We start from the raw sequence: 12,508 nt of genomic DNA on the forward strand, positions 1-12,508 counted from the left end.
TGGCTTTCATATTGCATGGTTCTCCGTATCAAGTCGGTTTCTAACAAATCTTTAGTGCATGTTCACCTTTCACCTTGTAGCCACATTCTTCCCATCATTTCGAATACTCTGACCCATAATATTTTAGTAGTGTTCATGATTCATGTATGATAGAAGAAAAGCATGGTTTACTCTTGGAGTTTAAGGTGTAAAAAACTTTATATTGGAGGAATGTAAACATGGACTTAATAAAAAACATATTTTCCTTAGGCATAGGTGCTGCTGCAGCAACGAAAGAGCAGATTGAGAAAACGGTGGATACCCTGGTAAAAAAAGGCGATATCAGTAAAGAAGAATCAAAGGACCTTATTAAACAGTGGGTAGAAAAAGGAGAACAGGCCCAAAAGCAAATCGATGATTCAGTCAAAGTGAAAGTCAACCAGGCTTTGAATGGCCTCAATTTGGCCACAAGAGAAGAAGTTCAGGCATTAGAGCGCCGGATAGCTGCTTTAGAACAAAAAAACCAATCCATACAACCTTGATCTGGAGGAAAATGAATGTTTGGCAAGCGATTGAAACATGCACATCGGTATCAGGAAATCACGAATGCCTTTTTAAAAAACGGCATGGGTTATTTCATCTATCGATTGGGATTATCTGATGGAAAATCCACATCGAAAGTCGCACCCGAAGAAAACCTGAACCTGCGGTCGATCGGGGAACGGCTACATAAGATATTACAAAGTTTAGGCCCGACTTTCATCAAGCTTGGTCAGATTGCCAGTACCAGACGTGACATTGTACCGGAAGAAATTGTCCGCGAGCTAGAGAAGCTCCAGGATCAGGTCACACCTTTCCCTTTTGAAAAAGCACGCCAGATTATTGAAGCTGAATTGGGGGATTCGTTGGAAAGCCTTTTTCTTGAATTTCAAGAAACCCCTCTTGCGACCGCTTCAATCGGTCAGGTCCACGTTGCTCGGCTTCACTCACAGGAAGTGGTCGCCATCAAGGTCCAACGACCCGACATTTTGCCAAACGTGGAAACGGATTTGGAGATCCTCGATGATTTGACCAGGCTTATGGAAGCCCGGATACCTTGGGCAAGGCGATATCAAATCAGAAAAATGATTGATGAGTTCGCTAAGTCCCTGCGAGCTGAACTCGATTATAATTCAGAAGGGCGGAACGGAGAAAGGATAGCCAAGCAATTCATCGACAATCAAGGTATCAAGATACCGAAGATCCACTGGGATTATTCAACCAAAAAGGTCCTGACGATGGACTTCATCAAAGGCATCAAGATCAATCATTACAAACAGCTTGATGAAGAAGGATATGATCGCAGGATAATCGCGGATAGATTAGCCAATTCCATTCTTCAGCAGATTTTGATTGATGGTTTTTATCACGGTGACCCTCATCCAGGGAATATCGTCATCTTACCTGGGAATGTAGTGTCTCTGATGGATTTCGGTATGGTCGGCCGTCTTGAGGAAGAGATGAAGTATCAGTTTGCTTCCCTTGTCATAAATCTAAAGCGAGGAAGCACCACTGGATTGATCAATACCCTTTCCAATATGGGACTTCTCACGGACGAAACGGATATGTCTTCGTTACGATATGATATTGATGAATTGCGGAATAAATATTATGACATCCCCTTGAGCCAGATAAGCTTGGGTGGTGCAGTCAATGATCTGTTTTCCGTGGCCAATGAACACAAGGTCATGATTCCACCCGAATTCACGATGCTTGGTAAGGCTTTGCTCACCATGGAAGCCATCGTCGAAGAATTGGACCCGAACTTCAGTATCATGAAAGCCGCAGAACCTTTTGGTGAAAGGCTATTGAAAGAGCGTTTCCATCCTAAGAACCTGGCAAAGAAAACATGGAATCAATTTATTGAATCCGCAGAAGCAATTTCCGAGCTTCCTAAGGATATAAGGGACGTTTCAGATATCATCAAAAAAGGAAAGTTACGGTTGGACATCAACATCCCCGAACTCCAGGTTTTCTTACATAAACTTGATCAAATCTCGAATCGGCTGTCCTTCAGTATAATCCTGTTGGCCTTTAGCATCATCATGGTCGGTCTAATCGTCGGCTCTGCCATTGCCGGCCAAGCAAACATCCTTTGGAATATACCGGCCATCGAAATCGGGTTTGTCGTCGCAACCCTCATGTTCTTATTGATGATCTATACCATCTTTAGATCGGGGAGAATGTAGTTTCATCATGAAAAAAGAGAAAATCCCTTCTTGGCATTTTCTCTTTTTTTCATGGACATTCACAAATTCGCCTGCCCAATCACTGGTTATGTGTGCGTCGGTCATAAGAAACGGCATAGGCGCTATGACGGAAATTCAAGATGGGATCTTCCGAACACTCAATCCCATCCGTCACATTCGTTGGATCGAACCGGATTGCCTCATTCTGCGAGTCCAATTTACCTGTGATGGATAACTTCCCAACCGTAATGATTTGACTATCTTCCGGCCACACGACGGTAGGATCATCAGTCGGGGCATTTTCCTTACCGATTTGTATGTTTAAATTAAAGCTGGCTGGTCCTCGTTTCAGCCTTTCCTCCATGTCTCCAGTCAAGAAATCTGGTGGAAGCTTGGCCAATTCATCCTTTTCCAGCATACTTAACCCGGCATCCGGCTCCCACTGATATTTGATGGCCTGGCGCTTCCCATTTTCATTCACGAAATAATAGGCGTGTATGGAAAAGTATCGTGCCATTGTATAACTGGCAGGGGAACGCATTTCTTTAATCATCTGTAGACCCGCTTTGCTTTCAGGGTATTTCATCGCAATCGTTGCGAGTTCTTTCAAATTCGGGAAACCATCTTTGGCCGATTTGACAAACTCAAGAATCTCAACAAACGCTTCTGGTTTTTTCGCGAAGAACAAAGGAATCGTCACGGCAATAAGATCTGTTTCCTCCCCATCAGGCAAATGGAACTTGACAGCCATCCCTTTTACGGGAGAATGGGCATCCGTATGATTGGGGTTCGGGGAACTATTGGAGAATCGGATGGTGGCCTTAACTGCCTGATTCTGAAGATGTGGTGCGTCAGTTAACAATGCGGCTTGACCATTTGGGGTAAACACGCCCTCATAGTAATTCCCCCTCGCATGAGCTCGACGATTACCCGGAAACGTACCCACGACTTTTTCAATGGCATCCACCGCCTGATTAGCTAATTCGGGTTTTGCCTTTTCATTTTCCACGTTCATCACCCTTCTTTCCGCTAAAGTTATCTTTTACCAGTACCCTCAATCTCGATTGTCTATTCCATATAAAACGCAGGATAACACATCGTCCTTCTCTTTATTTCCATATGCAGATATTTTTAACGTGAAAACGACAAAAACGCCTGAAAGAATCCAAGCGCTGCCGTTTTTCCATTAGGGTTTTATAAAAGGGCTTCAATATCCTGTTCCATATCAAATGGGGCTTCTACCGATTCAAAACGCTTCACGACATTTCCTTCGCGGTCGATAAGGAACTTCGTGAAGTTCCACTTAATTGAATCATCTATCAAAAACTCTGGATGCTCCGCTTGCAATTTTGCATGCAGCATTCTTCCGCCTGGCTTGTCGACAAGACCGGTAAATGGCGCATTCATTGTTAAATAGTGAAATAATGGATGTGCCTGACTTCCCCTGACATCCACTTTACTGAATAGTGGGAAATTCACGCCGTAATTCAACTGACAAAATGTTTCCACTTCTTGGTTTTGGCCTGGTTCCTGTTCTCCAAACTGGTTACAAGGAAAACCAAGAATGTTCAATCCTTTATCTTTATATCGGTCATAAAGCTTTTGTAAATCCTCGTATTGCGGGGTAAACCCACATTTACTTGCCGTATTGACGACGATAAGGACCTCACCTTTATACTTCTCTAAAGAAACTTCCTGTCCATTGATTCGCTCTGCAGAAAATTCATAAATCCCCACTCTTCATTCCCCCTTATATTTCTATCTAGAATTATACGATAGGAATAGAAGGAACAAAAGAAATAAGCTTAAATACCTATGACTAATTGCTTGCAAAAACCTTCATTCAACATATACGGCAGTTCCATAGGCAATGATTTCACAAGCGTTCTGCATGATAGCGGATGTTTCAAGGCGCATCGCAACGATGGCATTCGCTCCTTTTTCCTTCGCCTCATCCACCATTCTGCCAATGGCCTTTTGCCTAGCTTCCTTCATCATTTCCGTATACTCAGAAATTTCCCCACCGACAATGGTCCGCAAACCCGCCATAATATCTTTCCCGATATGCTTTGATTGGACCGAGTTCCCTTTAACGAGTCCCTTCAGTTCCTTTATTTCTTTACCCGGCACTTCATTAGTAGTCACGATAATCATTGAGCTCATCCTCTTCCCGTTTTCTTATTTTTTTTACGATTAAATAAAAAATTAGCGGAACCGGTGCTTGAATCAAACCAAGAATGCCCCATAACCAATGATTGAAACCATTCTTCTTTGCATCGGTGAATAAATATATGCTTTGGGCCAACAAGATAAGCCCACACATAATCAATACATACATCTGCATTCTATCCATGACTGCTTTCCACCTTCCTTTTTACATAAAACGTATATATGCCGATGAAAATCACGCTCAACACTTGTAATGTGAGAAATACTTCAGGTTGATGAAATAAAGATAGAAACAAGAAGCAGAGAATGAGAGCAGCCGTCACTAGAAACATAAGCACTTCTTTCCGCCATTCCCTTCTGGCTTTTTGACGCTTTCGTTTAATGGTTTGCTCAAAAAAAGATACTTGTGGGACATCGATGGAAATCGTATCGTCAAATTCCTCCAAGCTTTTCTTGATTTGACTAACCGTCTCTTGATCACTCTTGTCTGAGTGGTTTTGATAAACCGGATGGTTCTTTTTCATCGTTACTGACCAACTCCTTTCTAATCTTCTTTAATCCAATATGGACACGTGACTTCACGGTACCTTCTGGTATCTTGATGATTTTCGCAATCTCTTCGTAAGAAAATCCGTAATAATGCTTCAAGATGATTGGAATTCGCAGATCATCCTCTACATTCCCCAATGCTTCCATTACATCATCCCATGCTTGATTGTTGGCCTGCGTCTCCCATTTGAGCTTTCTGACCGATTGCTCTTGCCTTAACCAGGACTCTTCCCGCTTCTCCTTCCGCTTCTGATCCAAGTAAACCCGAGTCGCAATGGAAATCAGCCATGTGGAAAACTTGGAAGTCCCTTTGTACCTTGAAAGATTCTCGATGGCCTTAGAAAAGGTTTCCTGAGCTACATCTTCTGAAGTTTGTAAATCATAAGTCAATTTAAGCAAGTATTTTAGCAGAAAAGGATACGTGTTTTGAAATAGTGAGGCTAACGCCTGATCATCCCCCTTTTTCGCCGCTTTAATCAGCTCCAGTTCTTCCATCTATCATCACCTGCTCCCTGATCCTTAGCTTGTTACTTATATGACGGTTAAGGAAATGAATTCGTTCACTGACTTGTAAAAAAATTTTTCATTCAGAAAGTCTCTCTACTTCAGAAAGAATTACATGCGTCACCGTCGATGCAAAAGGAATGGCGAGATTAATGAATTCTTCCACTCTTTGAAGGCTTTCACAGCGAATTTTGATCATGAAACAAGCCTTTCCCGCGATCCGATAGCAAAATTCCACATTTTCTTGACCCAAGATAAACTTTCTGAATCGGTCATATTCCCCATTTTTCACCGTCGCTTCAATCATGCATTCTATCGGAAAGCCCATTTTTTTATAATCAATCTCGGCTCCATAACCCTTGATGATACCAAAAGACTCCATTTGCCGGACACGTTCTGTAACGGCGGGTGCTGACATCTCCACTTTCTTTGCCAATTCTCTCATGGAAACCCTGCTATCATTCTTCAGTACGGCTAAAATGCTGCGGTCTTTATCGTCTAATTTCATATGAATACTATTCTCCTTATTTTCCATTCATCTAGTATTTTTTTGTTCCTATTACTTTTCATATGCGATTAATTTTTCATTTCTTCTAGATTATGATTATCTCAAAGGGGAGATATCGATGCCAAGAATTAAAAGTTCACAATTTGGAACAAGTCCATTTCAGCAATTGTTTCATAACGAAGGAATTGCGCATAATTGGAATGACCTCTCAGAAACCATTTCTGCTGATGGAGTGCTTACAAAGCAATTGAAGGAAAATGTCAGAAGAATTCTAGCCTATGGAAATGGCTGTGCGTACTGTCAGGCCAAAGGCATTCCAATGGAACCGGCCGATATAAAAGAAAGCTACGCAATCGCCTTTGCAGAGGTATTTTTAGTGCAACGCGAGAAAACAGAAGAACGTTTTTTTGTAGTATTAAAGGAAGTATTCAGCGACGAAGAAATATCAGAATTAATAGCCTTCATTTGTTTTTCCACTGCACAACAATACTTCGGGGCCATGATGGGACTAAAATAACGTTTGCATTCAGTTACAATTTCTAGGACTTGCAGTGGATTCGTACATGTGATGAATATAGTGTAAGAAGGTAAACACCGCTTCTCTATACAAATATTAAAGCAGAGTGGATTCACTCTGCTTTTATACTCATTCTCGTTATATCAATCAATCTTCTAAATGATCAAAAACCTGATTCAATACATCATCCTGTGACGTTTCGTTAGTCCATATCATTTCATTTTTGATACCTAGATAATCATTCAGCTTCCACCAAGCACGTAAAGACTCTTCTCCAAACTCCATCTTTTTTGAACGAGAGTTGTGACGTTTGACGGTTTCTTCAAAGGATAAATCAAAATAACAAATTAAAACCTTTTCGTTATAGAACCGTATTAAGTGATGTAGCATATCACCATAAAGATCTTTATGTAAGATTCCTTCCAAAATGACATATTCACATTTTCCTTTTCCGTATTCCGTAATTTGTCGGATCAAATCAATTGAAAGGTTGCCTTCTCTATCATGAGCATTCAACATGTCCCGGCGAACTGTATCCTGAGAAACCAATAGGGTACCTATTCCTAACTGATTTTGAAGGCTCTTTGCTATCGTTGTTTTTCCACTGCCAGAGTTCCCTCGTATGATGCTTAGCTTCGATTTCATGGTCTCCCCCCCATAACCTTGCGCTCTATATATAAACCCTGATTGTTAGCAAGACATTTTCTCGGATTGAGGCTGAACCTGTACCGTTTAGAAAAGGTAAATGGAACAAGAAGTTCCTTGTTCCATTCCTTACTTGCTTAATTACTTCGCTTGATCCTTCATCATCACAGTAGCTTCGGGCGCCTTTTCATGGATGAACTTCGGTATGATGGCCATATATAGAAAGCCTACGAAGATCAGACACCCTCCCACTACCCAATATAACGTTTCTACTGCTATGTAGGTGGGGAAGCCAACGGCTATCAAGAATAACGTGATTGATTGCGATAACATCACCAAGGGGTTGATCCATCCTTGGACCCTCCCCATCATTTCGGGAGCAACGAGGCTTGGCAGCCACCCGCCAAGGGACACATTAAGTATGGGAAGCGATAGAGCCACGATGGCTAACCCAATCATATATTGCAGGGTTGTTTCGACAAGGCCACTGGCCACCGTGCCCACTCCCGATATCAGCAAGCCTACGACCATCATATGATGAAGCTTCATTTTTTTGGCCAGTACCGAAGCTAAGATGCTTCCCAGCAATACTCCTGTCCCAAAAATGACACCAAAGATGACGGCATACTTTTCATAATCAACAGGTTCAAGTTTGTACTTCAAGATAAAAACCTGCATCACGGAAAATCCACCATTCACAATCCCAAATACTAGAAAACCGCTGATTAACGTGAACAATAGCTTATACTGCCATATATATTGCCAGCCAATTTTAAAATCTGCCCAAACGCCTGTTACACTCAGTTCCTTCAAATTGTAAACTCCATTCGGCTGTCTGACTTCTTTTGAAATCCGACAGGAACGGATCAAGAAACCACTGATTATAAATCCGATCACATCGAAGATAATGGCTCCCTCGATGCCGACTGACCAATAGATAAAAATGCCGATTCCGTTTCCGAAAAGCATGAACAGACTCGATACCATCTGATTTAAACCAGCCGCCATCGTATAATCCTCTTTAGGCAAAATGCCTTGAATCAACGCTGACTCCGCTGGCACAAAGAAATTCCTGACGGCACTTCTCAGAAAAATGACAGCAAACGATACCATGAGAAGATGTAGCTCTAACGAAAGCAAGAATAAAACAGACAACCCTGCGCAAATCCAATCACAATACAAAGCAATCTTTTGCCTGTCCAATCTATCAGCAAAAACCCCCACCAGTAAGAAAACAGCAAGGGTAGGCAAAGAATACATTAATTCCGTAACCGTCGCATAAATCGGCTGATTGGTGAAGCGGTCCAGTAAATAAAACATAAATGCAGTCATGCCGATGGTCCCGCCCATTTGTGATGTTACGTTCGCTAAAAATAATTTCGTATAATTTCGATTATTAAAAAGTTTTATGATCTCTTTCTATCCCCCTTCATCCGACTTTCTGGTTAATTTTACCCAAAAATTCCAATTCAAGAAAGAGAAATCAATGAATTATTTTTCAAATGTGCCCTTCACCATCGCTTTGCCCTCACTGACCATAATCTGACCCATTGCGATGACGGTATCTATTTCAAAGGTCTCTTTTTTCAAAATCAGTATATCTGCGTCCCTTTCCGTTTCCACCCGTCCTTTATTAGTTAGCTTCAAAATATTCGCGGGATTTTCCGTGACCACACGGATGGAATCCTCTATCGAAACTCCATCATCGATAATCGCATCGACAACCGATTCATACAGCGACATGCAGGTCCCCATACTCAGTCCGGATATATTTCCGTTGCCATCAAATTCCGGAAGGCTAGCCTGTCCATCTGATGTAAGCGTGATGTTGCGGATATCAACACCTTCGTCGAGGGCTCTCCTTATTGCCGTGCTTGCTTTTACTTCCCCTTCATCCAGGAATTTTTGAATGGTACTTGTCGTGAAATCGATGTACCCGCCTTTTTTGGCAAATTGTATCCCGGCCTCAAACAAATGCGGGTTCCGGTTCATATGTGTAGGGTAGAACTGTGTAATCGGAATTTCCGTCGTCCTGACGACTTCCTCGATTACCTGTACATGATCCAAGCTATCCCCGACATGTATATTAACGATACCGGCTTTCCCGGACAAAAGTCCTCCATTCCTGGCCTGCGACGCAAGTTTTGCAAGCTCTGCCACGGTTGGCTGTGAAGAACGGTGATCGGCAATGGCAATTTCACCAACTCCAATGATTTTATCCACTAAGATTAAATCATCTTCAATCTTGTCCATTAGGGTCTTCACCGGGACTTGGTACGAACCTGTTTGAACGAAGCAACTAATCCCTTCTTCTTCTAGGGCCCTCGCTTTAGCAAGCAAGTCCGGCATCGTCCTTGTCGTTCCATCCGTGCCAATGACCCCGACTAATGTCGTGATACCGGCTAGCGTCGCATCGGTCAACTGAATTTCGGGCGTTCTTGTTTTGAATCCCCCTTCACCGCCGCCACCGATGATATGAACATGTGCATCGATAAAACCTGGTACAATGATTCGACCGTTCGCGTCAATCACTTGCATTTCAACGAAATTGGCAGGGACGTCGATTTTATCCTCAATGAAGCCAATTTGTTTTCCGACCAACAAAACGTCTTTCTTACCTATGTATTCCGGCGTATAAACCTCACCATTCTTTATCAGTGTCAGCATAGGGCCAAACTCCCTCCAAGTTTAAATATTCTAATAGGTTTCAAAACGATATACGCGGGTAAATATACACCATAACCCAATTACATGAATTCAAAAGAACTTAACTTAGTTTTTCTATCTTATAAGTATTACGGCACAAGCATTTAATTATATAAAAATTAAAGGAGTAAACAACCATGAACAAAGTAATTTCTGCTGATATTAAAACAAATACACGATTATCCATGCGTCAAATCATGAACTTATACCAAGTGACAAAAGAATTCAAAGGAAACATCTACTTTATCTGCAATCATAAAATGGTCGATGCCACAAAACTTTCAACATTTGTATCATTCGTTCTCATTCTACAAGAGTGTGTGGATATGAAAGTGATCCTAGAAGGACAAAATGTACATGCAATGCTGGAAAAGGTTCAGGCCATTTGTAAAGAAAATGATGAAAAAATAGGATTTCACTCCAACCAAACCGTTGGGATTTAATATACGAAAAAAAATTACATATAAATGAGGTGTATAGATATGAGAACCATTTTAATGATTATCGGGGCTATCGTCGTAATCGGTTTAGTTGTAAATTTCATCTTTTAATGAGGGAAAAAAAGCTGTCAATAATGACAGCTTTTTTTCATTTACTGGGAATATGGATATATCCCCAATCATCACCAAGGAAAATCCCATGTTTTCCACTTACCAAGCCCCTCCTTGATTTCATTCCCCTTATCAATCCAATATTGCTTCCTTTCCTCTTCTTCTTCCTTTTCCTGCTGTTCCGCTATCAATGGTCCGATGTCTTCTGCATGAAATGATTCAGCCGTTTCGTTCTGTAAGGCCTGAGCCATGATCTTTTGAAAGATGAGTGTACTTCCCTGGCTGCTGTTAGTGGTTAAATAATGTTCTTTATCCGTTTTATCGTAGCCAGCCCATACAGCTCCTACTAAAGAAGGGGTGTATCCCACGAACCATTGATCCTTCACACCTGATATTCCTTCGATCGGGACCTGTGTGGATCCTGTCTTTCCTGCGATTTCATAGCCAGAGACCGCGGCATTTTTAGCCGTTCCATAGTTAACTGTCCCAAGAAGCATCGCATTCATCTTATCGACGACATCCTTCGAAGCCACCTTTGTCTTCTTTTCCTTCCAGGCTGCTATTTCTTTCCCATCCGTGTCTTCTATTTTTATAATGGCATGCGCTTCGTTTCGCTTTCCTTCATTTGCAAACGCCGCATAAGCTCCTGCCATTTGGAGTGGGGACACCCCTTTATCCATCCCGCCTAAGGCTATCGATAGATTTCGGTCATTTTTTTTGTCATAAGGAATCCCAAACCGTTTGAGCGCATCCAGCCCCTTGTCGATTCCAATTTCATTCAGGAGCCAAACGGTTGGCACATTCAAGGAATTCATCACGGCTTCATACATTGGGACCTCCCCTTTATAAGTGCCGCTCAAATTCGATGGTTCATAATTCCCGAACTCCATCTTCTCGTCTTTTAAAGAGTCGGTCATTTCATATCCTTCTTCAATTGCCGGTGTATAAACAGCGAGCGGTTTAATCGACGAACCAGGAGATCTTTTCAGTTGCGTCGCCCGATTATATCCCATGAATTGATGCTCGCCCCTCCCCCCAACAAGTGCCTTAATGCCGCCTGTTTTAGGATGAAGAAGGACCGTCCCACTTTGCACCAATATGTCATTGCTTGTCCCAGAAGGGAAATTGGCATCCTGGCTATAGACTGATTCGGCAGCCTGCTGCATCGGTTGATCTAATGTGGTATATATTCTATAGCCCCTAGTGAGTAATTGCTGGAGCTCCAATCCATACATGGTGGAGGCTTCAGATAGGACATGGTCTATATAATAAGGATACTTCCCTTTTAAAGGATCTGTATCTTCACCTAACTGTAGTGATACTTCATCCTTTTTGGCAGAAGCCGCTTCCTCTTCGGTCAAATATCCGTGTTCGGTCATTCTAGACAGTACCAAATCCCGTCGTTTAACCGCCCCTTCTGGATTTTTGTACGGATCAAGCTTGGAAGGCAAGTTAATGACCCCAGCAAGCAAAGCCCCTTCGGCGACGGTTAACTCAGAAACATCTTTTGAAAAATATATGTTCGCTGCCTTTTTGAGTCCCCATGCTCCATGTCCAAAATAAACTTGATTCACATACATTTCTAAAATTTCATCCTTTGTATACGTACGTTCCAATTCTTGAGCGATGAAAAACTCTTCTATCTTTCTTTTCAAGGTCCGATCTGATTCAAGCATGGTGATTTTTACAAGTTGTTGGGTAAGTGTGCTCCCGCCTTCAACAACGCTTTTCGCCTTGACATTTTTCACCATCGCACGCATGATCGCTTGATAATCTATGCCATGATGTTCATAAAAACGGTGATCCTCAATGGATACGACCGCTTGAATGAGATGTTCCGGGATCTCCTCTATCGCGACGCCTTCCGATTTATTAGCCGTGACGGTACTGGCTAAGTTCCCATCCTCGTCATAAATCTTGGTCGGTTGCTGAAGTTGATCCTGGAGATTGCTTATATCCACAGTTTGTTTAAAATATATGAACAAACCGGCTCCCACTACGACAATGATTGATATAATTATAAGACCTATTTTCAATAACGCTCTCATTTGTACCCCCATTTTCCCAGATGCGACATGCTCCATTAAAAATATTTTGCCCTTTTTATGAAAGAAAACTCTTGCAATGGCTAAAAGGGAAAACAAATTCCACA

General features: G+C 41.9%; 15 protein-coding genes. 4 read left to right on the forward strand and 11 right to left on the reverse strand.

What is annotated here, in order from left to right:
- The first annotated feature begins 218 nt into the window (after positions 1 to 218).
- Positions 219 to 521, forward strand: a complete 303-nt coding sequence (locus ACIQXU_RS14215; protein ID WP_402955593.1) for a phasin family protein — start codon at positions 219 to 221, stop codon at positions 519 to 521.
- A 15-nt stretch (positions 522 to 536) separates the two neighbouring features.
- The gene (locus tag ACIQXU_RS14220) at positions 537 to 2,207 is read left to right on the forward strand and encodes an ABC1 kinase family protein (protein ID WP_402867650.1); all 1,671 of its coding nucleotides are present in this window, start codon (positions 537 to 539) and stop codon (positions 2,205 to 2,207) included.
- A gap of 79 nt (positions 2,208 to 2,286) precedes the next feature.
- On the opposite strand, the gene ACIQXU_RS14225 is transcribed toward ACIQXU_RS14220, so the two are convergent.
- The 7 genes from ACIQXU_RS14225 to ACIQXU_RS14255 form a co-directional block, all read right to left on the reverse strand.
- On the reverse strand, positions 2,287 to 3,216 hold the full coding sequence (locus ACIQXU_RS14225) for a catalase family peroxidase (RefSeq protein ID WP_402867649.1): 930 nt from the start codon (positions 3,214 to 3,216) through the stop codon (positions 2,287 to 2,289).
- A 185-nt stretch (positions 3,217 to 3,401) separates the two neighbouring features.
- On the reverse strand, positions 3,402 to 3,944 hold the full coding sequence (locus ACIQXU_RS14230; protein ID WP_402955584.1) for a glutathione peroxidase: 543 nt from the start codon (positions 3,942 to 3,944) through the stop codon (positions 3,402 to 3,404).
- Positions 3,945 to 4,046: 102 nt separating this feature from the next.
- The gene (locus tag ACIQXU_RS14235; protein WP_402867647.1) at positions 4,047 to 4,361 is read right to left on the reverse strand and encodes a YbjQ family protein; all 315 of its coding nucleotides are present in this window, start codon (positions 4,359 to 4,361) and stop codon (positions 4,047 to 4,049) included.
- A complete protein-coding gene (locus ACIQXU_RS14240) occupies positions 4,342 to 4,560 on the reverse strand; it encodes a sigma-Y antisigma factor component (RefSeq protein ID WP_402955581.1) in 219 nt (72 codons plus the stop codon). The genes ACIQXU_RS14235 and ACIQXU_RS14240 overlap by 20 nt, the downstream gene beginning before the upstream one ends.
- Complete coding sequence (locus tag ACIQXU_RS14245) at positions 4,553 to 4,900, reverse strand: YxlC family protein (protein WP_402955578.1); 348 nt, start codon at positions 4,898 to 4,900, stop codon at positions 4,553 to 4,555. The genes ACIQXU_RS14240 and ACIQXU_RS14245 overlap by 8 nt, the downstream gene beginning before the upstream one ends.
- On the reverse strand, positions 4,854 to 5,420 hold the full coding sequence (sigY, locus tag ACIQXU_RS14250; protein WP_402955575.1) for an RNA polymerase sigma factor SigY: 567 nt from the start codon (positions 5,418 to 5,420) through the stop codon (positions 4,854 to 4,856). Before sigY ends, ACIQXU_RS14245 begins: the two co-directional genes overlap by 47 nt.
- A gap of 88 nt (positions 5,421 to 5,508) precedes the next feature.
- Positions 5,509 to 5,937 (reverse strand): Lrp/AsnC family transcriptional regulator, encoded by a 429-nt coding sequence (locus ACIQXU_RS14255; protein WP_402990250.1) that lies wholly within the window; start codon positions 5,935 to 5,937, stop codon positions 5,509 to 5,511.
- Positions 5,938 to 6,055: 118 nt separating this feature from the next.
- On the opposite strand from ACIQXU_RS14255, the gene ACIQXU_RS14260 reads away from it, so the two are divergent.
- Positions 6,056 to 6,454, forward strand: coding sequence for a carboxymuconolactone decarboxylase family protein (locus ACIQXU_RS14260; protein ID WP_402955568.1), 399 nt, complete (start codon positions 6,056 to 6,058; stop codon positions 6,452 to 6,454).
- 147 nt (positions 6,455 to 6,601) lie between these two features.
- Here the strand turns inward: ACIQXU_RS14260 and ACIQXU_RS14265 are convergent, their stop codons facing one another.
- The 3 genes from ACIQXU_RS14265 to iadA all read right to left on the reverse strand — a co-directional run bounded on the left by ACIQXU_RS14265 (position 6,602) and on the right by iadA (position 9,766).
- Positions 6,602 to 7,099: a kinase gene (locus tag ACIQXU_RS14265; protein ID WP_402990253.1), complete on the reverse strand. Its 498-nt coding sequence runs from the start codon at positions 7,097 to 7,099 to the stop codon at positions 6,602 to 6,604.
- A 141-nt stretch (positions 7,100 to 7,240) separates the two neighbouring features.
- Positions 7,241 to 8,512, reverse strand: a complete 1,272-nt coding sequence (locus ACIQXU_RS14270) for an MFS transporter (RefSeq protein WP_402990365.1) — start codon at positions 8,510 to 8,512, stop codon at positions 7,241 to 7,243.
- 78 nt (positions 8,513 to 8,590) lie between these two features.
- A complete protein-coding gene (gene iadA / locus ACIQXU_RS14275) occupies positions 8,591 to 9,766 on the reverse strand; it encodes a beta-aspartyl-peptidase (protein WP_402990256.1) in 1,176 nt (391 codons plus the stop codon).
- 176 nt (positions 9,767 to 9,942) lie between these two features.
- Between iadA and ACIQXU_RS14280 the strand changes: the two genes are divergently transcribed.
- Positions 9,943 to 10,248 (forward strand): hypothetical protein, encoded by a 306-nt coding sequence (locus tag ACIQXU_RS14280; RefSeq protein WP_402867639.1) that lies wholly within the window; start codon positions 9,943 to 9,945, stop codon positions 10,246 to 10,248.
- A 179-nt stretch (positions 10,249 to 10,427) separates the two neighbouring features.
- On the opposite strand, the gene ACIQXU_RS14285 is transcribed toward ACIQXU_RS14280, so the two are convergent.
- Complete coding sequence (locus tag ACIQXU_RS14285) at positions 10,428 to 12,404, reverse strand: transglycosylase domain-containing protein (protein WP_402990259.1); 1,977 nt, start codon at positions 12,402 to 12,404, stop codon at positions 10,428 to 10,430.
- Positions 12,405 to 12,508 lie beyond the last annotated feature (104 nt).

This window comes from Peribacillus sp. NPDC097284 (assembly GCF_044761765.1).
GTDB lineage: Bacteria > Bacillota > Bacilli > Bacillales > DSM-1321 > Peribacillus.